Here is a 19,976-nt window from a genome sequence, read left to right on the forward strand (position 1 = left end):
TCGGGGCAAGATGTAACCGAGGCTCCTCCCGAGCCGGACCGACGCGTCCCGTGCCGCCCTTGGCACGGGACGCAGTTCAGATAAATTCCATTGTCGAGAGCTACCGTGACCGAAGCAGGACTTACCATGCTCAATCGGACTGCGGACAATGCTGCCCGGGCGACCCCGGAACCATTGGCCAAGAAGATCCGGGGCATCAGCGACAAGGGCCTCGCCTGGCTGTTCATCTCGCCGACGATCCTTCTGCTGCTTGCCATCAACATCTTCCCGTTGTTCTGGGCGATCTATCTGTCGTTCACCAACTTCCGAGCCAACCGCCCCAACGAAGTGGTGAAGAACCTGGGGCTCTCGAACTACCAGCGCATCCTCGGCGACCAGGACATCTGGATCGCCATGCAGACCACCGCGCATTTCGTCTTCTGGACGATCCTGCTGCAGACGGTGATCGGCTTCACGCTGGCATGGCTGATCGACCGCAAGTTCCGCGGCCACGCCTTCTGGACCACCATCATCCTGGTTCCGATGATGCTCTCGCCGGCCGTGGTGGGCAATTTCTGGCGCTTCCTCTACGAGCCGCAGATCGGGCTGTTCTCCTATGTCATCTCCTTCGTCACCGGCATCCCGCCGACGAATGTGCAGATGCTGTCCAATGTCGAGCTGGCGCCATGGGCGATCATCATCGTCGACACCTGGATGTGGACGCCCTACGTGATGCTGATCTGCCTCGCCGGCCTGCGTTCCATTCCCGAATACATCTATGAAGCGGCCGAGGTCGACCGCGCCTCCAACTGGCGGCAGTTCTGGTCGATCACGCTGCCGATGGCGCTGCCCTTCATCATGCTGGCAGTGCTGTTCCGCGGCATCGAGAACTTCAAGATGTTCGACATGGTCAACCTGTTGACCGGCGGCGGGCCCGGCTCGACCACCGAGGTCGCCTCGATCACGCTGAAGCGGCAGGCCTTCGAAAGCTGGCGCACCGGCTATTCCTCGGCCTTCGCCATCATCCTCTTCGTCGCGGTGTTTGGCCTCGCCAACATCTACGTCAAGGCGCTCAACAAGGTGAAGCAGAGATGAGCCTGACCACCGCCCATTCCGTCGTAGCACCCTCGGCGAATTCGAAGCGGATCGCCGGCGTCATCATCGTCGCCTATGCGCTGATCTCGATCGTGCCGCTCTTGTGGATCTTCGCCACCAGCTTCAAGACGCCGCCGGATTCGATCGCCTATCCGCCGAAGATCGTCTTCCAGCCGAGCATCGAGGGCTATTGCAACCTGTTCACGACCCGCACCCGGCAGACGCCGGAATACATCAACTCGCTCGGACCGGCGACAGGCTTCTGCGACGAGACGGTGCGCAAGCGCAACATGGTGATCGCCGGGCCGTCGAACTTCCTGCCGCGTTTCGTCAACTCGCTGATCATCGCCTTCGGCTCGACCTTCTGCGCGGTGTTCCTCGGCACGCTCTCGGCCTATGGCTTCTCGCGCTTCAAGGTGCCGCTGGCCGACGACCTTTTGTTCTTCATCCTGTCGACGCGCTTCATGCCGCCGATCGCGGTGGCGATCCCGATCTATCTGATGTACCGCGAGCTCGGCCTGTCCGACACCGCGCTCGGCATGATCCTGCTCTACACCGCGGTCAACGTCTCGCTGGCGGTCTGGCTGCTCAAGGGCTTCATCGACGAGATCCCGCGCGAATACGAAGAGGCCGCGATGATCGATGGCTATACGCGGCTGCAGGCCTTCTGGCGCACCGTGCTGCCGCAGGCAACGACCGGCATCGCCGCAACCGCCATCTTCTGCTTGATCTTTGCCTGGAACGAATATGCGTTCGCAGCACTGCTCACCTCGGGCACCGCGCAGACGGCGCCGCCCTTCATCCCGACCATCATCGGCGAAGGCGGCCAGGACTGGCCGGCGGTCGCTGCGGGCACGACCATTTTCCTGGTGCCGATCCTCGTCTTCACCATCCTGCTCCGCAAGCAGCTCTTGCGCGGCATAACCTTCGGCGCGGTGCGCAAATGATTGATTTTGCATCGTCTCGCACAGCGACAGGTCGACCCCCACTCCGTCGAGCTTCGCTCGACACCACTCCCCCGATCGACGGGGGAGAGGAAAGGCGCGAACTTCATTTGGTCAGGCTCCCTTCCTCTCCCTCCGGAGGGGGGAGAGGTGGCGCTGCGAAGCAGCGACGGAGTGGGGGAACCACCTGGCAACCATCTCTCCCCGTAAACGCGGAGAAGGACTGGAGGAACGCATGAGCCGTACCGTTGTCTCCAAGCGATCCTATTGGCCCCGCTGGGCAAGGCGCGGCCTGATGGAAAACATCGCGACGGCGATCATCGCGATCGGCTTCCTGATGCTGTTCCAGCCCTTCGCGCTGTCGCTCTACACCTATTCCTTCGTCACCATGCTTACCGGCACGGTGATGTTCATCATCGTCTCGAAATTCCCGGAGTAACGATGGCTGAGATCCGTGTTCAGAACCTGAGGAAAGCCTTCGGCGCATTCGTCGCCGTGCAGGATTCCAATTTCGTCGTCGAGGACGGCGAGTTCTTCGTCATGCTCGGACCGTCCGGTTGCGGCAAGACGACGACGCTTCGCATGATCGCCGGCCTCGAACTGCCGACCGGCGGCAAGATCCTGCTCGGCGGCGAGGACGTCACCATGCGCCGGGCGCGCGAGCGCGATATCGCTTTCGTCTTCCAGCTCTTCGCACTCTACCCCCACATGAATGTGCGCAAGAATATCGGTTTCCCGCTCTTGGCGCAGGGCATGGCATCGGCCGAAATCCGCCAACGGGTCGAGGAGACCGCCAAGCTCTTGCGCATCGATCACCTGCTCGACAAGTCCGTCTCCGGCCTTGCCGGCGGCGACCGCCAGCGCGTCGCGCTGGGCCGCGCCATCGTGCGGCGGCCAAAGTGCTTCCTGATGGACGAGCCGCTCGGAACTTTGGACACCGAGTTCCGCGATCTGATGGTGCATGAGCTGCGTGAGCTGCACAACCGCATCCACGCCACGACGGTCTATGTCACGCATGACCAGATGGAAGCGATGTCGATGGCCGACAAGATCGCGGTGATGAACCATGGCGTCATCGAACAGTTCGGCACGCCGCGCGAGATCTACGACCGGCCGGCGACCATGTTCGTCGCCGATTTCATCGGCTCGCCGCCGATGAATTTCCTGAAATTCGGCGGCGGCCTTGCCAGGGGCGCGAAGGAGATCGTCGTGCAGGGCGCCAAGGTGGCGGTGCCGGAGGTGCGCGAGGATATCGCGCCCGCCGACATGGCGCTCGGCATCCGGCCCGAGCACATCCGCTTCGACGACGGCTCGAAGCTGCGCGGCGCGATCTACGGCACCGAATATCTCGGCACCACGCAGATCGTCGCCGTCGAGACGGCCGACGGCATCATCAAGGCGCGGGTGCCGGCAGGCATCCATCTCAGCCCCGGCGAACAGGTCGGCCTGGCGCTGAACGGCCCACGGCTGTCGCTGTTCGAAAAGGGTTCCGGCCGCGCGGTCAGGACCGCCATGTATGATCAGGCTGCGGAGGCGCGTCATGGCTGATGTCCGTATCCAGGGCGTAACCAAGAGTTTCGGCGATACCGTCGCGATCGACGATCTCGACCTCGCGATCAAGGACGGCGAATTCGTCGTGCTGCTCGGGCCGACCGGCGCCGGCAAGACGACGACGCTGAGGTTGATCGCCGGGCTCGAACGGCCGGACAGCGGCACGATCCACATCGGCGGGCAGAACGCCACGGCGCTGTCGCCGGCCGAGCGCGACACCGCCTTCGTCTTCCAGCAATATTCGCTCTACCCGCATCTTTCGGTGTTCGACAACCTCGCCTTCCCCCTGCGTTCGCCGGCACGGCGTTTTCCGGAGGAGGCGGTGCGCCGCCGTGTCGAGGACGTGGCGCGCATGGTGCGCATCGACCACAAGCTCGGCAACCGCTCGACAAAACTGTCGGGCGGCGAGATGCAGCGCGTCGCCATCGGCCGCGCGCTGGTGCGCAAGCCGGCTATCTACCTGATGGACGAGCCGCTGTCCTCGCTCGACGCCAAGCTGCGCGCCGATCTGAGGCTCGAGCTCAAGCGCATCCAGTCCGAGCTCGGCGCCACCATGCTCTATGTCACGCATGACCAGATCGAGGCGATGACCATGGCCGACCGCATCGGCATCCTTGCCGACGGCGTGCTGGTGCAGATCGGCACGCCGCGCGCGATCTATTCGGAGCCGGCGAACCTCCATGTCGCGGCGCGCCTCGGCCAGCCGGCGATCAACCTCCTGCCGGCCGGGCTTCTGCCCGACGGCGGCGCGCCGAGCGGAACCAAGACGATCGGCGCCCGCACCGAGCATCTCGCGATCGAAAAGGCGATGAACGGCCATGCCGACGGCGTCGTCGACTGGGTCGAGCATCTCGGCGACCAGAACCACCTGCATGTGACGGTGGGAGCGAAGAAACTGGTGACGCTGACCGATCCCGACACGCCGTTGGCCAAGGGGGACAAGGTGACGATCCGCTACGTCGCGCCGCTCTATTTCGGCTCGGACGGGCAAAGACTGATGTAGCGGGGGACTGATGTAGCCGCCTCGCGCTTTATATTCGCACACCGATTGACGACCGCAGATACGGACTGGACGAAATCCATGAAGCACTTTTTCAACCGCAAGGACACGATCGTCACCGAAGCGCTCGACGGCTTCCTGGCCACGGCGGGGGCGGGCACGCTGGCCCGCCTCGACGGCTATCCCGAGATCAAGGTCGTGCTGCGCGCCGGCTGGGACAGGACGAAGGTGGCCGTAGTCTCGGGCGGCGGGGCCGGGCACGAACCCTCGCATGCCGGCTTCGTCGGCGCCGGCATGCTGACGGCCGCCGTTTCGGGCGAGATCTTCGCCTCGCCGAGCGTCGAGGCCGTGCTGGCGGCGATCCGCGCCACGACCGGTCCCGCCGGCTGCCTGCTGATCGTGAAGAACTACACCGGCGACCGGCTCAATTTCGGACTGGCCGCGGAGAAGGCGCGCGCCGAAGGTATCGCGGTCGAGATGGTGATCGTCGCCGACGACATAGCCCTGCCGGACATCGCGCAGCCGCGTGGCGTCGCCGGCACGCTTTTCGTGCACAAGATCGCCGGGCACCTGTCGGAATCCGGGCATGACTTGTCATCGGTTGCCGCGGCAGCCCGCGCGGCGGCCAAGGATATCGTTTCGCTCGGTATCTCGCTCTCCTCCTGCTCGATTCCCGGACAGGCGCATGAGGATCGCTTCGGCGCCGACGACGGCGAGCTCGGCCTCGGCATCCATGGCGAACCGGGTGTCGAGCGCATCGCCCTGGAGGCCGCCAGCAAACTGGTCGCCATTATGGCGGAGCGCCTCGCCGCGCGGCTCGATGCCGGCAGCCGCTATGCGCTCCTGATCAACAATCTCGGCTCGGTACCGCCGCTCGAAATGTCCTTGATCGCCAACGCGGTGCTTTGCTCGCCGCTGGCCAAGGCAGTGACGCTGACAATCGGCCCCGGCCATTTGATGACCGCGCTCAACATGAACGGCTTCTCGCTGTCGCTGATCAGACTGGAGGCGGAGCGCGAGACGGCGCTGCTGGCGCCCGTCGGTCCGCATGCCTGGCTGCCGGCAAAGCCGGTCCGCGCCCCGGTCGTCGTGGCGATGGCCAAGCCCGCCGTCGGCGCAACCGCAAAGGCCGCCAGCCGCGATGCAGCCACGGAACGGCTGATCACGGCCGCCTGCCAGAAGCTGATCGCGCTGGAAGAACCCCTCAACGCTCTCGACGCCAAGGCTGGCGATGGCGACACCGGCTCCACCGTCGCGACCGGCGCGCTGAGCATTCTCGAGCGCATCGATACGCTACCGCTTGCCGACAGGGCCGCAACCGCCGCTGCAATCGGCGATACGCTGGGCACCGCCATGGGCGGGTCCAGCGGCGTGCTGCTGTCGATCTTTTTCACCGCCGCCTCGCAGGCTTTGGGTTTCGGTGCAACGCTGCCCAAGGCGCTGCTTGCCGGCCTCGGCCGGATGTCCTTCTATGGCGGAGCAAGGGTCGGCGATCGCACGATGATCGACGCCCTGGAGCCTGCCCTGAAGGCTCTCGACACCGGCGGCCTGGACGAGGCGGCGGCGCAAGCGCGCCGAGGTGCCGAAGCCACCGCCGCAATGCACAGAGCGAGGGCCGGGCGGTCCGCCTATATCGGCAGTCATCTGGATGGGGTGGTCGACCCTGGCGCTTATGCCGTTGCCGAGGTCTTCACGACCCTGGCAGAGTTGCATGCAACGGTCTGACCCCGGATGACCATGCTTCGATTGTCGGCTAGGGAGCCTTTCCACGTTGCGTATAGAGGCGGGACCAGAAGCATGACGGAAATGGCCGCAGCGGATTTCTCGCGAATGATCGCGGCGGCGGCCGATACGATTGCGGCGCATGCCGAGGAACTGACCGCGCTCGACCAGGCGATCGGCGACGGCGATCACGGGCTGAACATGAAGCGCGGTTTCGAGGCAGTGCGCGCCGAAGCGGATGCCTTCGCGGCAAAGCCGCTGCCCGAGGCGCTGAAAGCGGTCGGCACCAAGCTGGTGATGACCGTCGGCGGCGCCTCCGGGCCGCTGTTCGGCACGCTGTTCATGGCGCTCGGCAAGGACCTGCCGCCAGCGGCGGATCGCGCCGCGCTGACGGCGGCGCTGAACAAGGCGATCGAAGCGGTCGCGGCGCGCGGCAAATCGCAGCCGGGACAAAAAACCATGCTCGACGTGCTACAGCCGGTGTATGAGGCGCTGGCGCAAGGCAAGACGGCTGGCGAAATCGCCGACGCCGCCGACAAGGCGGCCGCGGCTACCGTGCCGATGAAGGCCCTGCGCGGGCGCGCCTCCTTCCTGGGAGAGCGCTCGATCGGGCATATGGACGCCGGAGCGCGCTCGACCGCGCTTCTCGTGCGCGCGGTCGCGGAAGCGATAGAGGCCATTTGATGAGCAATGTCGGTATCGTCATCGTGTCACATTCGCCCCTGGTTGCCGAGGGCACGGCCGACATGGTGCGCCAGATGGTGGGCGACGAAGTGCCGCTTGCATGGTGTGGCGGAAACGGCCATGGCGGGCTCGGCACCAGCGTCGAGGCGATCATGGGCGCGATCGAAAAGGCCTGGTCTGAGGCCGGCGTCGCCATCCTGGTCGATCTCGGCGGCGCCGAGACCAATTCGGAGATGGCGGTCGAGATGATCGGCGAGCCGCGCTCCCACAAGATCATCGTCTGCAACGCGCCGATCGTCGAGGGCGCGGTGATGGCGGCAACCGAATCCTCCGGCGGCGCCTCGCTCAAGGAAGTGGTGGCGACGGCGCATGAATTGTCGCCGTCGTGAACGAACGGGAACCGACTGAATGTCAGCATCCGCCGAAGCAACCGTTCTCATCACTCACGCCGTGGGCCTGCACGCGCGCCCCTCGGTGAAGTTCACCAAGCTCGCCAAGACGTTCGCGGCCGAGGTGGAAGTGGCGGTGGCGGCGAATGGCCCCTGGTTCGACGCCAAAAGCATCGTCAAGGTGATGGCAGCCAAGGCGCCCAAGGGAACGCTGCTGCACATCCGCGCCAGGGGCGACGGCGCAAGCAAAGCGGTCGAAGCGCTGGTCGGTCTGGTGCAGCGCGACTTCGACGAGGGCGCCGATCATGCCCGGTCCGCTTGAGACGGCTCCGCATGTCCACGGGCCCGCAGGGAACGCGAGCCATGCGGATTGACGGCATTCCAGCCTCTCCCGGGTACGCCGAAGGGCCGCTGTTCGACCTGGACCAGCCACCGGCTGCCTATCAAGGCAAAGCAAACGCGACCGAGGAAAGAGCCGCACTGGAGGCCGCGATCGGTAAAGCCGTCAGCCGGCTGGCGGCGCTGGTCGACGCCGCCGACGGCGATGCAGCCGGCATCCTCGAATTCCACATCGCCATGCTGGAGGACGACGCGCTGAGCGGTCCGGCCTTCGCGTCGATCGGTTCCGGACAACCGGCCGACGCCGCCTGGCGCGCGGCGCTCGACAGCGAGGTCGCCGGCTACGAAGCGTCCGACCAGGACTATTTCCGCGCGCGCGCCGCCGATCTGCGCGACATCCGCGACCAGGTGCTGCGGGCGATGGGCGAGGACGGTGAGGTCGCCACACCTCAGGGCGCGATCCTCTATGGCGAGGACATCGCGCCGACACGCTTCCTCGAAACCGACTGGAGCGAAGGCGGCGGCATCGCGCTCAAGCGTGGCAGCACCGCCAGCCATGTCGCGATGCTGGCGCGCTCGCGCGGCGTGCCGATGGTCGTCGGTCTGGGCGCCACGGCCGGACCGCTCACCGGCAACGCGCTGCTCGATGCCGAACATGGCGCGATCGTTTTCTCGCCATCCCCGGCTGAGGTCGAAACCTTCCGGCAATCGGCCTCCTCCTTCGCCGACCGCCAGGGCGCCGCGCGAACATTCCTGACGGAGCCGGCAGTGACCAAAGCCGGCACCGCGGTGCGCGTCCAGGTCAACATCGCCTACCCTTCGGACGTCGACGGCATCGACATCGCGACCTGCGACGGTGTCGGGCTGATGCGCACGGAATTCCTGTTCGGCAAGACGCTGCCGGACGAGGAGACACAGTACCATGCCTACCGCAAGGTGCTGGAATGGGCCGGCGACAAGCCGGTGACCATCCGCACCGTCGATGCCGGTGGCGACAAGCCGGTGCCGGGTTTCACCGTCGAGGAGACCAACCCGTTTCTCGGCTTGCGCGGCATCCGGCTTTCGCTGGCACGGCGCGATATCTTCCGCGTGCAGATACGGGCATTGCTGCGCGCCGCCATCCACGGCAATCTGAAGGTCATGTTCCCGATGATCGCCACATCCGACGAGTACAGCCAGGCTGCCGCGCTGTTCGTGGAAGCGCAGGGAGCACTTGCCGCGCGGGGCGTGGCGCACAGGCTGCCGCCGCTCGGCATCATGGTCGAGGTGCCGTCGGTGGCTCTGGCGCCGGAGGCCTTCGCCGATGTCGCCTTCTTCTCGATCGGCTCCAACGACCTGACGCAATATGTGATGGCGGCGGCGCGAGACAACGCAGCCGTGGCGCATCTCAACTCCGTCCGTCATCCGGCGGTGCTGCGGCTGATCGCTGCCGTCGCTGCCTTCGGGCGCGACAAGGGGATCCCGGTCAGTCTGTGCGGCGACGCCGGCGGCGACCCGGCCGCCATCCCGGCGCTGCTCGAAGCAGGTCTGCGCGATCTGTCGGTCGCCCCTGCCCAACTTGCCATGGCCAAGGCGGCCATCGCGGACGTGGCGGTGTAGGCGCATGACCGAGCTCGCCAAGACACCGGAGCCGGGGTCGGAGGAGGCGATCCGCGCCTACAAGACGATCCTGTCGCACGTCATCGATCAGCGCCCGTCCGGCATGCGACAGCGGCTGGCCGACGCGCTCGGCAAGCACCGCAGCTTCGTGACACAGATATCGAGTCCCACCTATTCGATACCGATCCCCTCGAAACATTTGCCGGCGATCTTTTCCGTCTGCCATTTCAGCCAGGCGGAGCGCGACCAGTTCCTCGCCGCCTATCATTTGGCGCATCCCGGCAAGATCTCCGTCGCGGCAGGCATGCGCAAGACCAGGCATGTCTCGGTCATCGTTCCCGATTTCGGCGACGACAAGCAGAACGCAGCGCTCGATCGGGCGATCAACGATTTCATCCAGAAGATCACCAGCATCACCGGCAGGAGTGGCGGCTGATCGCAATGCTTAAGGCTGTGTCGGGAGGACACATGAAGAAGTTCCTGAATTCGGTCGATACGGTTCTGATCGAAAGCCTCGACGGCTTCGCGGCCGCGCATGCCGATATCCTGATCCTCGGCGAGAAGCACAAATTCATCCGCCGCCGGGAGCTGAAGCCCGGCAAGGTGGCGCTGATCTCGGGCGGCGGCTCCGGCCACGAGCCGCTGCATGGGGGGCTGGTCGGCCATGGCATGCTGGACGCCGCCTGCCCCGGCCAGGTCTTCACCTCGCCCACACCCGACCAGATGCTCGCGGCCGTCGACGCCGTCGACACCGGCGCCGGTTGCCTGTTCATCGTCAAGAACTACGAAGGCGACGTGATGAATTTCGACATGGCGGCCGAGATGGCGGACGGCGTGCTGCAGGTGGTGACCAATGACGACGTCGCGGTCGAGAACTCGTCCTACACGACCGGACGACGCGGCGTCGCCGGCACGCTGGTGGTGGAAAAGATCGTCGGCGCCGGGGCCGAGCAAGGCATGGCCCTGCCCGACCTCAAGGTGCTGGGCGACCGGGTCAACGCGGCGACACGCTCGATGGGCGTGGCGCTGACCAGCGGCACGGTGCCGGCCGCCGGCAAGCCGACCTTCGAGATCGGCGACGGCGAGATGGAGTTTGGCGTCGGCATCCACGGCGAACCCGGCCGGCGGCGCGACGCGCTGAAGAGCGCCGACGCCATCGCGGAAGAGGTCTGCGCGGCCATTGCCGGTGACCTCGGCGACCGCGCCAAGGGGCCGGCGCTGCTGTTCGTCAACGGCTTCGGCGGCACGCCGTCGATGGAGCTCTATCTGATGTACAACAGCGCCCGAAGGATGTTCGAAAAACAGGGTGTGACGGTGATCCGCTCGCTGGTCGGCTCCTACGTCACCTCGCTCGACATGGCTGGATGCTCGATCACGCTCTCTATGCTCGACGATCAAATGACGGCGCTGTGGGATGCTCCGGTCCATACCGCGGCGCTGCGCTGGGGGATGTAGAGCAATTCCAGGAAAAGTGTGAAGCGGTTTTCCGTCCGGAATTGCGTAAAAACAAAAGGATCGAGGGGTTCGCCGTTTCCGTGAAACGGTGAACCCCTCTAGGCGTTGCTGGCTTCGCCGGTGCTTTTCTGGCAAGCATGCGCGGAACCTCGTTGCTGTTCGCCGAACCGATGCTGCCCGCGCTTTCGCTTGCCCAGGAAAAACTGCTGATCAGCCTTGCCGACCCCGAGGCGCCCGCCGATTGGGGCAAGGATGTTTCGGGGGGCGACCTGATGGCGCTGCTCGCCAATGCCGAGTTCCACGGCGTGCTGCCGATCGTGCTGCGCAAGCTCAGGGAATGCGGCGACGCCAATCTGCCGAAAGACCAGGCTTTGTTGCAAAAGCTCGCCGAGTTGCGCGACCAGGCGACGACTGCGACCGGCCAGTCGATGCTGCTGCAATATCATGGCGATCGCATCATGAAGGCGCTGGCGGCGAAAGGCGTTCCGGCCCGGATCGTCAAGGGGCCGGTGTTCGCGCGCAAGCTCTATCGCCAGCTTGCCGACCGGCCGTTCACCGACATCGACATCCTCGTCGACCCTACCAGCATCGAGGCTGCCAACAGGACGATCGCCGAATGCGGTTTCAAGCTCGGCAGCGGCGAGGCCGAGTCGCATGAGCTGCAGGAGTTCAAATGGCTGGAGAAAGAAAACTCCAGCCTGCTGATCGAACTGCATGGCAATCTCGTGCACGACACCGGCATGCGCCGGCGCCTGTCGCTCGGCTTCCGCGAGCTGCAGGCGATCGACAATAGCGAAATCGACACGCCGGCGGCACTGCTCACCATTGGCATCGTCCATGCCGCCGGCGGCCACAAATTCCACCGGCTGCAGCTTTGCGTCGACGTGTTGCAAGGCGTGCGGGCGCTGAAATCGCCGGAAGAAGAAGCCCGGCTGCTGGAGGCCGCCCGCATGACCGGCATCGAGCTCGAGCTGGCGACGGTGCTCAACGTGACCGGGCGCCTGTTCGGCGCGCCACGCGCGATCGAGCTTGCCGACCGCATCAAGCCGGTCCTCTCGATAAGGCTGGCGAAATGGCTGATCACCGGCAACATGCTGCTTCGGGTCAACTCGCGCGAAAAACTGCGCTCGCGCCTCAGCCGCGACGCGTTTCGCTGGGTGCAGAGGCTGGCGCGGCCGAGGCCTTATCCCGTCTGACGCGAGAGCTTCGCGATCGGTTTAAAGACGCACCGCGGCGCGGATCAGCGCCGCCGCCTCCACCGGCCGCGCCCCGACTTGCAGCGTGAAGGTCGGCACCGTCTTGACCAAGGCCGCGATCGTCGCCATCCGCCTTTTCTGCAGCGGCAACAGGCCGGTCATGCCTGTCCGCACATTGTCGGTGGCCAAAGCCACCATGGCGTCGGTCCTCGCCATCGGCACGAGCCTGGTCTCGCCATCGGCGGAACGGGCAAGATGCAGAACCGCCGCGATGGGCCTTGCGCGAACATCCTCGACGCGGATGATCTCGCCAAGACGATCGAGCGACACGGACTGCTCGCCCTCAGAATCCCATGTCTCGCCGAGACAGGGCGCCACGAAAGGCAGCATCGCCGCGGTGTGGCGATGGACCTTCACCTTGCGCGGCATGCCCCAGGCCGTGACGCCATCGGTCGTCGCCTTCAGGATCATGACGTCGTCCGAACAGAGGCCGAAGCCCTGCGAGGCGAGCGCCAGCGACGTCGTCGACTTGCCGGTGCCGCTCGGCGCATGGATCAGGACCAGCGCCTCGCTGCCCGGCAGCGTCAGGCCGGCGGTATGGAGCATGTGCTGCGCGCCGGCATCGAGCGCGGCATCGAGCACCGTCATCAGCAGCGTCCATTTGACCTTGCTGTCCGGGTGAACACGGATTTCGGCCCAGCCTTCATCGTCGTGGATCGCCACCGTCTGCTGGCCTGGAAAGACGAGGTGGAAGACGCGACCGGCGTCGATCATCCGGCAATGGCCATCCAGCGGCACGTCGCCGTCGAAAGCGAGTTTTCCTTCAGGGTTCTCCTGCAGCCGCGGCGTCTCGACGATGTTGACGCGAAAGCCAGGCTGGACGGGCTCGTCCAAACGCAGGGCGCCGAGCATCAGATCGAAGCTCGGCCAGAGGTCGACGCGCGCGGCGGTGATGCCGATGACCTGCCCTTTGAGGTCGTAGCAGAACGTGGTTGTCCGGTCGCTCAAGCGGCGGGCGCCTTCATGCTGGACGGGTGGCGATAGATCTCCACCATGCCGGGCTGGCTGTCGCTGACCACCGGCTTGCCGTCGAGACAGACCCAGCAATGCGCCGACAGGCTGGGCTCGTGCATCGATCTGGCATCGACGCCGAAGCGCAACTCCGGATCGAGGCCGGCCATGCGCAGGAAGCGGAAACCGAGGAGACCTTCCCGAAGACATCTGCGGTCGCGCATGAACCAGGGGCGCCGGACAGTCCGGTTGACGCGCTGGACGATGTAGGCCCACGGCAAATCACGATAGGGCGCGGGCGACCGCAGCGGCGCCAGTTTCAACACGCCCTCGAAATCGCGCCTGCCGACCAGCACCGGCATCAGCCGAGCGCTGAGCCACAGATGGGCACGGAACAGGCCGCGCAGGAACGGTCCGTCGGCCATTACGGGCCTGGATCGGCGAGGATGCCTTCGGCCACCAGTTCGGCGGCCAACGCGGCCATATCGTCGTCCAGCGTTGCCTTGTCGACCTCGAATTCGTCCGACAGCAGGTCGACGATCTGGTCGAAACTGCGCGCGCCGTCTACCTTGCCGAGGAAAGCCTCGGTCGTGTCGTTGCAGGTGTAAAGCTGGCCGCTGCGCGCCAAAAGCACGACGGCACCGTCGCCGACGTGCTGCACGGAGGCGTCGTCCGCCATTCGCAACACTGTTTCAGAACCGATATCAGCCATGCGCCCGCTCCCCCTTCGCCCGGGAGCAAATAGCGCGCCAACCTTGCGCTGTCCATCATCTCGCGCCGAAGTTGCGTCGTACAGCGGCCGTCTTGCGGCAAACGGCCGGACCGTCAGCCGACCGGGCCGCTTGCAACTGCCAAGACATTCGACAGCTTCTCACGCTTGACCAACACCGGCTTTTCATAGGTTTTCTTCATCAAAAATCCCCCGAAGGAACAATCCACGGCAGTAGGATGACGGGTGGTCGCGCCCACTGTCAAGCCGGACTGTCCCGCCAGGGTTGCCTTGCTTCCCCTAAGTAAGCTATGAGTCCACCGGGCTTTGGGGAGTGATGTTCAATGCGTTACAATTGGGAACGGGCTCCGACGGCGTTCGAGCGCCATCGGAAAGCGCTGGCGGCGGCTATCCTGATCGCCGGCGGTGTCGGGCTGATGCTGACGGCGCTGCCGCTTTAAGCCGGCTTACATCAGGGACGGTGACGGCGACGCATCCACTGAGGCGCCGAACGGAGACGTTTGCCGGCGGTGTCGACCAAATTGCAGGAAGACATGGCCGCCACGCGCGGCTTAGTCTATGGCAAGGCGGCAGAACGTTTCTTGGGAGGAAGCTGGATGGCCTCACGCTACCACGAAGTCTATGCGGGCTGGAAACGCGACCCCGTAGGGTTCTGGGCCGAAGCGGCAAAGGCGATCGACTGGTACAGGCCGGCCGACAAGGTCTTCGATCCGACGGAAGGCGTCTATGGCCGCTGGTTCGTCGGCGCTTCCTGCAACACCTGCCACAACGCCATCGACCGCCATGTCGCCGGCGGCCGCGCCGACCAGCTGGCCTTGATCCATGACAGCGCGATCACCGGCACGATCCGGAAATTCACCTACGCCGAGCTGAAGCGCGAGGTCGTCGCGCTGGCCTCGGTGATCAGGCATCGCGGCATCGGCAAGGGCGACCGCGTCATCATCTACATGCCGATGGTGGCGGAAGCGGCGATCGCCATGCTCGCCTGCGCGAGGCTGGGCGCCGTGCATTCGGTGGTGTTCGGCGGCTTCGCCTCGCACGAGCTCGCCACCCGCATCGACGACGCCAAGCCGAAGCTGATCATCACCGCGTCCTGCGGCCTGGAGCCAGGCCGGGTCGTCGCCTACAAGCCGTTGCTCGACAAGGCGATCGATATCTCGAAGCACAAGCCGGACGCCTGCCTCATCCTGCAGCGCGAGCAGCTGCGCTGCGAGATGAAGGACAATTACGACTTCGACTATGCCGATGCCGTGGCGCGCGAGCGCGCCGCCGGCGCCAATGTCGACTGCGTTCCGGTATTGGCCACCGACCCGCTCTACATCATCTATACCTCCGGCACGACCGGCCAGCCGAAGGGCATCGTGCGCGACAATGGCGGCCATATGGTCGCGCTGAAATGGACGATGGACAACGAGTTCGGCGTCAAGCCGGGCGAAGTGTTCTGGGCGGCCTCCGACGTCGGCTGGGTGGTCGGCCATTCCTACATCGTCTACGGGCCGCTTCTGCATGGCTGCACCAGCGTGCTGTTCGAAGGCAAGCCTATCGGCACGCCGGACGCCGGCACCTATTGGCGGGTGATCTCGCAGCATGGCGTGGTGGCGCTGTTCACCGCGCCGACCGCGTTCCGCGCCATCAAGGGGCAGGACCCCAGGGGCGAGTTCGTGCCGAAATACGATCTGTCGAAGTTCCGCACCCTGTTCTTGGCCGGCGAACGCGCCGATCCCGAAACCATCAAATGGGCGGAGCAGAAGCTCGACCGGCCGGTCGTCGACCATTGGTGGCAGACCGAGACGGGATCGCCGATGACGATCAACCCGGCGGGTCTCGGGCTGCTGCCGGTGAAATACGGCTCGCCCGGCGTACCGATGCCGGGCTACGACATCCGCATCCTCGACGATGCCGGCCATGAAGTGGCGCGGGGCACGCTCGGCAATGTCGTGGTCAAGCTGCCGCTGCCCGCCGGCTGCCTGCCGACGCTGTGGAATGCCGACGCCCGCTTCCGCCAGGCCTACCTCGAAGAGTTCCCCGGCCACTACAAAACCGCCGACGCCGGCATGATGGACGAGGACGGCTATCTCTATGTGATGGCCCGCACCGACGACATCATCAACGTCGCGGGCCATCGGCTCTCGACCGGCGCCATGGAAGAGGTGCTGGCGGCGCATCCCGATGTCGCCGAATGCGCGGTCATCGGCATTGCCGATGCCATGAAGGGACAGGTGCCGCTGGGCTTCGTCGTGCTCAATGCAGGCGTGTCACGCGACACCGGCGCGATCGAAAGCGAGGTGGTGGGGCTGGTGCGCGAGCGGATCGGCCCGGTCGCCGCCTTCAAGACCGTGGTGACGATCAAGCGGCTGCCCAAGACCCGTTCCGGCAAGATCCTGCGCGGCACGATGCAGAAGATAGCCGACAAGGAGGAATGGGCGATGCCGGCGACCATCGACGACCCAGTCATCCTCGACGAGATCACGGCGGCACTCAAAGGGCGCGGCATCGGCGTCTAGACTCTCGGCAGACGGCGGCGTTAACGACGAATTCACGAATTCGTCCCGCACTGCAATGGCTTGTTGTGCAATGCAGCAATAGACTTTAAAGTTCGCTTTGGGGGGCCATACCGAAGGCACGGCATGGCTCAGCACAAGATCACATTCGGCGGCGTCGACGTTCTGCGGTTCCTGGCTGCCGTCATGGTGATGTTCTATCACTATGGCTTCTGGGTCTGGGCCTTTCCCGACGGCAGTTCGGCACGCGCCACGGCATCCCGCCCCATCCCGAAATGGCTTTTGCCGGCTCCGGCTGCCGGGCCAGGGCATTCCAGGAAAAGCGTCTGGAATTGCCCAAAAACAAAGAGATAGAGCGGTTCACCCCTTCCGTGAAAATGGTTAACCGCTTGGTGTGGAATTGTTTGCATTCGGCGTGATAATCGAGGCGCAATCCAGTGCAAGTACCCGAGCCTCAATCCGTGAGCCTGTTCCAGCGTTCGAGACGACCCCGACCCGCGCCGCGCGAAAGGCTGGTCATGGATATGCACGGCACCGTGGTCTACGCGATCGGCGACGTGCATGGCTGCCTCGACGAGTTGCGGGCGCTGGAAGACAGGATCGTCCGCGACGCGCAGCGATTCAGCGGCCGCAGGATCATCATCATGCTGGGCGACTATGTCGACCGCGGGCCGCACTCGCGGCGCGTGATCGACCATTTGATGGGACCACCGCCAAAGGGCTTCCTGCGCGTCTGCCTCGCGGGAAACCACGAGGTCGCGCTGCTCCTCTACCTGGACGGTTACCTGTCGCGTGAAACCTGGCTCGGCTATGGCGGCCGCGAGACCCTTTTCTCCTACGGCGTCGACCCCGACCGGCTGATAAGCCTCTACGGTTCGAGCGAGCAGGCGGACGCGCGCATCCGCGAAGCCATCCCCGCCAGCCATATCGACTTCCTGCGCACGCTGCCGGCGATGGTCTGCTCGGACGAATGGGTCTTCGTCCATGCCGGCATCCGACCCGGCGTCTCGCTCGAGGCGCAGGACGAGGCCGATCTCCTCAACATCCGCGAGGAATTCTTTCAGGCGTCACACCGTCTCGACCGCTGGGTGGTGCACGGGCACACGATCGTCGACGTTCCTACCCTGGACGGGCGCCGGCTCGATATCGACACCGGAGCCTTTCAGACGGGACGGCTGACCGCGCTCAGGATCGTCGGCAAATATGGCCGGCTGCTGTCCTCACAAGATTAGGGCGGCTCGCCGTATCAGGCTGAGCCGCCACATGTCTTTTGTTTTTCCGATCGGAAACCCGCCTCAAGCAGCCTGCCTTGCGCGCGCTTCCGACTTCTCCAGATAGTAGCTCGAATAGCGGTCGAAGAACCGTTCCGAGCCGCCGAGCGAGCCGTATTTGGCCAGCTTCTTCAAATCGACCTTGTTGAGCACCGCGCCGATCACCTTGTTGGCGATATAGGGCTCGGATTCCAGCATCGAGCGCACCATGTTGCGCGGTGTGCGACCCCACTCGGTGACCATCACGAAGCCGTCGACCAGCGGCGCGAAGGCCTTGGCGTCGACGACGGGCCCGAGCGGCGGCAGGTCGACGATGATGTACTCGAACGTCTCCTTGGCGTTCTCGATGAAGCGGCGCATGCCGGCCGAGCCCAGAAGCTCGCTGGTGTGCGAGAACTGCCCGCGCAGCACGGCCGGAATGATCGCGAGCTTGGTCTGGCGATCGACCTTGCCGACCGACTGCCAGGTCTGGCCGTTGACCACCGCTTCCATCAGGCCCTGTTCGGCCTCCATGCCGAGGCTGCGGCTGAGGCCTGGATTGCGCAAGTCGCCGTCGATGAGCAAGGTCCTGGCGCCGTTGGCGGCGAGCAAACCCGCCAGGTTCGCGGCCACCGTCGATTTGCCTTCTCCTGGCAGCACCGAAATGACGCCGATCACCCGGCTGCCACGGTCTTCCATCACGACGTCGAAGGCGATCTTGGCGTTGCGCAACGTCTCGGCGAACATCGAGGCCGGAGCATCGATGCTGACGCGCATGCGCGCCCGTTTCTCGGCGGCGGAGAGGCTCGCCACCTTGCCGTCGACCGGCAGGTCATCGGCCTTGCTCTCCTTGGCCTTGCCGCCGCCGATCGTCGGCAGATAACCGAGGAATTTCAGGCCGACGCGGTCGCGAATGTCCTCGCCCGTCCTGAAGAAACGCTCGTTGAACTCGTTGAGCCCGCCGAAACCTGCGCCGAGCATCAGGCCGAGCACCAGCGACAGCGCCAGCACGCGCATGGTGCGTGGGCTGGAGGCGGCGAGCGGCATCGTCGCGTCGGAAATGATGCGGACCTTGCCGACCGGGAAGGACTGCTGCTGCGAGGCCTCCTCATAGCGGCTGAGGAAGGTCTGGTAGAGCGTGGTCAGCGCCTGCGCCTGCTGGTCGAGTTCCTTTAGCTTCACCTGCGACTGGTTGTCGATCGAGCTCTTGCCGGCGGCGGTGGAAATCTTGTCGCGCAATGCGGTCTCGCGCGCCTGCGCCACCTCGAAGTCGTTGCGGTAGCTTTCGGTGAGCTGCTTCAGCTGGCCGAAGATCTGCGCCGAGACATCGGCCTTTTCCTTGGTCAGCGCGACCGCCTGGGGATGATCCTTGCCGAAATTCGTCTCGACGTCCTGCAGACGCTTGGCAATGGCCAGATAGCGGGTCTTGAGCGCGATGATGACCGAGCTGCTCGGCTGATCCGAGCCGATGGCCGAATCGTTGAAGGCGCTTTCGGAGCCGCTGTCGACGATCGCCTTGTATTGCTGGTAGCGGGCGCTGGCTCTGGCGGTGTCGGCCTGGGCGACGATGAGCTGCGCGTTGAGGTCGGCGAGTTGCTTGTCGCTCAGCAACTGGCCGTCGCTGTTGGCGGACAACCCATGTTCGGCCCTGAATTTCTCGACCGCCATCGAAGCCGTCTGCGAGCTTTCGCGCAACTCGGTCAGCCGGCCCTGCAGCCATAAGGCCGCGCGCTCGGTAGCGTCGAAGCTGGCGTTGAGCTGGTCGGCGAGATAAGCATCTGCATAAGCTTTCGTGATAGCCGTGGCGAGTGCCGGGTTTGTCGCCTGGTAGCCGATGCTGATCACATTGCTGCGGCTAACGCGATCCGCCAATAATCCGGTCTGCAGCATGAGAACCGCGTAGTCGTGGGTCGCGGTCTTGATCATGGCGTCGCGCGTCGCGGCATCGACATTCTGGATGCCGGGGAGTTCATCGGCTGCATTGCCGCGGAAATAACCGACGACGCTGCGCAGGAACCCGATGCCCTTGGCCAAAGCCGATTGCGGTGGGTTCATGAAGTCCTGGTTCTGGTCGAGCTTCAGCTTGTCGACCACCTCCGACGCCAGCCGCGCTGAGTTGAGAATCTCGATCTGGCTGAGGATCGTCGCGTCGGTCTGCTGCGTGACGCTTGCAGCCGAGATGTCGTCCATGACCTTATTCATGCCCTCGTCGATGAGGACGCTCGCCCCCGACATATATTGCTTGGGTGTGGTCTGCAGATAGATCACGCCCAGGAACAGGCCGATGCTGGCGCAGACCGCCACCACCTTGGCCTGTCGGGCGGCCATGCCAAGCAGACGCTCGACGTCGATGAAGTCTTCACCCTTTTCCTGATCGGTGTTGGGCAAGGGCATCCTCTTGTCGAGAGGGAAGTTGGCATAGTTCATGTTTGGTCCAATTCCAGGTTGCAGGCGCTATCGGCCTTGGTAGATCGGCGTCGTGACCAGAAAAGACCGCGCAACGTTGTTGCCAGGATGCGCCGGGCCGGAAG

Annotated in this window: 21 protein-coding genes; 16 read left to right on the forward strand and 5 right to left on the reverse strand. The window is 65.0% G+C overall.

Going from position 1 to position 19,976, the window contains the following annotated elements; all coding sequences use genetic code 11:
* The first annotated feature begins 126 nt into the window (after window positions 1–126).
* The 13 genes from DPM33_RS07915 (at window position 127) to DPM33_RS07980 (ending at window position 11,953) form a co-directional block, all read left to right on the forward strand.
* Complete coding sequence (locus DPM33_RS07915; protein WP_112096867.1) at window positions 127–1,074, forward strand: carbohydrate ABC transporter permease; 948 nt, start codon at window positions 127–129, stop codon at window positions 1,072–1,074.
* A complete protein-coding gene (locus DPM33_RS07920) occupies window positions 1,071–2,021 on the forward strand; it encodes a carbohydrate ABC transporter permease (protein WP_112096868.1) in 951 nt (316 codons plus the stop codon). The genes DPM33_RS07915 and DPM33_RS07920 overlap by 4 nt, the downstream gene beginning before the upstream one ends.
* Before the next feature lie 232 nt (window positions 2,022–2,253).
* Complete coding sequence (locus tag DPM33_RS07925) at window positions 2,254–2,457, forward strand: hypothetical protein (protein WP_112096869.1); 204 nt, start codon at window positions 2,254–2,256, stop codon at window positions 2,455–2,457.
* A gap of 2 nt (window positions 2,458–2,459) precedes the next feature.
* On the forward strand, window positions 2,460–3,566 hold the full coding sequence (locus DPM33_RS07930; RefSeq protein ID WP_112096870.1) for an ABC transporter ATP-binding protein: 1,107 nt from the start codon (window positions 2,460–2,462) through the stop codon (window positions 3,564–3,566).
* On the forward strand, window positions 3,559–4,572 hold the full coding sequence (locus DPM33_RS07935; RefSeq protein WP_112097265.1) for an ABC transporter ATP-binding protein: 1,014 nt from the start codon (window positions 3,559–3,561) through the stop codon (window positions 4,570–4,572). Before DPM33_RS07930 ends, DPM33_RS07935 begins: the two co-directional genes overlap by 8 nt.
* Before the next feature lie 78 nt (window positions 4,573–4,650).
* Window positions 4,651–6,294, forward strand: a complete 1,644-nt coding sequence (locus DPM33_RS07940) for a dihydroxyacetone kinase subunit DhaK (RefSeq protein ID WP_112096871.1) — start codon at window positions 4,651–4,653, stop codon at window positions 6,292–6,294.
* An 81-nt stretch (window positions 6,295–6,375) separates the two neighbouring features.
* Window positions 6,376–6,975 (forward strand): dihydroxyacetone kinase subunit DhaL, encoded by a 600-nt coding sequence (gene dhaL / locus DPM33_RS07945; protein ID WP_112096872.1) that lies wholly within the window; start codon window positions 6,376–6,378, stop codon window positions 6,973–6,975.
* Window positions 6,975–7,364: a dihydroxyacetone kinase phosphoryl donor subunit DhaM gene (gene dhaM / locus DPM33_RS07950; RefSeq protein WP_112096873.1), complete on the forward strand. Its 390-nt coding sequence runs from the start codon at window positions 6,975–6,977 to the stop codon at window positions 7,362–7,364. Before dhaL ends, dhaM begins: the two co-directional genes overlap by 1 nt.
* A gap of 19 nt (window positions 7,365–7,383) precedes the next feature.
* A complete protein-coding gene (locus tag DPM33_RS07955; RefSeq protein WP_112096874.1) occupies window positions 7,384–7,686 on the forward strand; it encodes an HPr family phosphocarrier protein in 303 nt (100 codons plus the stop codon).
* A gap of 41 nt (window positions 7,687–7,727) precedes the next feature.
* On the forward strand, window positions 7,728–9,302 hold the full coding sequence (gene ptsP / locus DPM33_RS07960; protein WP_112096875.1) for a phosphoenolpyruvate--protein phosphotransferase: 1,575 nt from the start codon (window positions 7,728–7,730) through the stop codon (window positions 9,300–9,302).
* A 4-nt stretch (window positions 9,303–9,306) separates the two neighbouring features.
* Window positions 9,307–9,738 (forward strand): hypothetical protein, encoded by a 432-nt coding sequence (locus DPM33_RS07965; protein ID WP_112096876.1) that lies wholly within the window; start codon window positions 9,307–9,309, stop codon window positions 9,736–9,738.
* A 32-nt stretch (window positions 9,739–9,770) separates the two neighbouring features.
* Window positions 9,771–10,757 carry a dihydroxyacetone kinase subunit DhaK gene (gene dhaK / locus DPM33_RS07970; RefSeq protein WP_112096877.1) on the forward strand — a complete coding sequence of 329 codons (987 nt, stop codon included), beginning with the start codon at window positions 9,771–9,773 and terminating at the stop codon, window positions 10,755–10,757.
* A gap of 170 nt (window positions 10,758–10,927) precedes the next feature.
* On the forward strand, window positions 10,928–11,953 hold the full coding sequence (locus DPM33_RS07980; RefSeq protein WP_112097266.1) for a nucleotidyltransferase family protein: 1,026 nt from the start codon (window positions 10,928–10,930) through the stop codon (window positions 11,951–11,953).
* 21 nt (window positions 11,954–11,974) lie between these two features.
* On the opposite strand, the gene DPM33_RS07985 is transcribed toward DPM33_RS07980, so the two are convergent.
* The 4 genes from DPM33_RS07985 to DPM33_RS36860 form a co-directional block, all read right to left on the reverse strand.
* Window positions 11,975–12,961 carry a serine kinase gene (locus tag DPM33_RS07985; RefSeq protein ID WP_112096878.1) on the reverse strand — a complete coding sequence of 329 codons (987 nt, stop codon included), beginning with the start codon at window positions 12,959–12,961 and terminating at the stop codon, window positions 11,975–11,977.
* A complete protein-coding gene (locus tag DPM33_RS07990) occupies window positions 12,958–13,389 on the reverse strand; it encodes a lasso peptide biosynthesis B2 protein (protein WP_112096879.1) in 432 nt (143 codons plus the stop codon). Before DPM33_RS07990 ends, DPM33_RS07985 begins: the two co-directional genes overlap by 4 nt.
* Window positions 13,389–13,676 (reverse strand): PqqD family protein, encoded by a 288-nt coding sequence (locus tag DPM33_RS07995; RefSeq protein WP_112096880.1) that lies wholly within the window; start codon window positions 13,674–13,676, stop codon window positions 13,389–13,391. Before DPM33_RS07995 ends, DPM33_RS07990 begins: the two co-directional genes overlap by 1 nt.
* A gap of 113 nt (window positions 13,677–13,789) precedes the next feature.
* On the reverse strand, window positions 13,790–13,933 hold the full coding sequence (locus tag DPM33_RS36860) for a hypothetical protein (protein ID WP_245442042.1): 144 nt from the start codon (window positions 13,931–13,933) through the stop codon (window positions 13,790–13,792).
* A gap of 357 nt (window positions 13,934–14,290) precedes the next feature.
* On the opposite strand from DPM33_RS36860, the gene DPM33_RS08005 reads away from it, so the two are divergent.
* The 3 genes from DPM33_RS08005 to DPM33_RS08015 all read left to right on the forward strand — a co-directional run bounded on the left by DPM33_RS08005 (window position 14,291) and on the right by DPM33_RS08015 (window position 17,427).
* Window positions 14,291–16,198, forward strand: a complete 1,908-nt coding sequence (locus tag DPM33_RS08005) for a propionyl-CoA synthetase (protein ID WP_112097267.1) — start codon at window positions 14,291–14,293, stop codon at window positions 16,196–16,198.
* Between the two features lie 123 nt (window positions 16,199–16,321).
* The gene (locus tag DPM33_RS36865; protein WP_245442043.1) at window positions 16,322–16,549 is read left to right on the forward strand and encodes a hypothetical protein; all 228 of its coding nucleotides are present in this window, start codon (window positions 16,322–16,324) and stop codon (window positions 16,547–16,549) included.
* 164 nt (window positions 16,550–16,713) lie between these two features.
* Window positions 16,714–17,427 carry a metallophosphoesterase gene (locus DPM33_RS08015; protein ID WP_167448989.1) on the forward strand — a complete coding sequence of 238 codons (714 nt, stop codon included), beginning with the start codon at window positions 16,714–16,716 and terminating at the stop codon, window positions 17,425–17,427.
* Window positions 17,428–17,490: 63 nt separating this feature from the next.
* Here the strand turns inward: DPM33_RS08015 and DPM33_RS08020 are convergent, their stop codons facing one another.
* Window positions 17,491–19,872, reverse strand: a complete 2,382-nt coding sequence (locus DPM33_RS08020) for a polysaccharide biosynthesis tyrosine autokinase (protein WP_112096883.1) — start codon at window positions 19,870–19,872, stop codon at window positions 17,491–17,493.
* Window positions 19,873–19,976: the final 104 nt, after the last annotated feature.

This window comes from Mesorhizobium hawassense (assembly GCF_003289945.1).
GTDB classification, from domain to species: domain Bacteria; phylum Pseudomonadota; class Alphaproteobacteria; order Rhizobiales; family Rhizobiaceae; genus Mesorhizobium; species Mesorhizobium hawassense.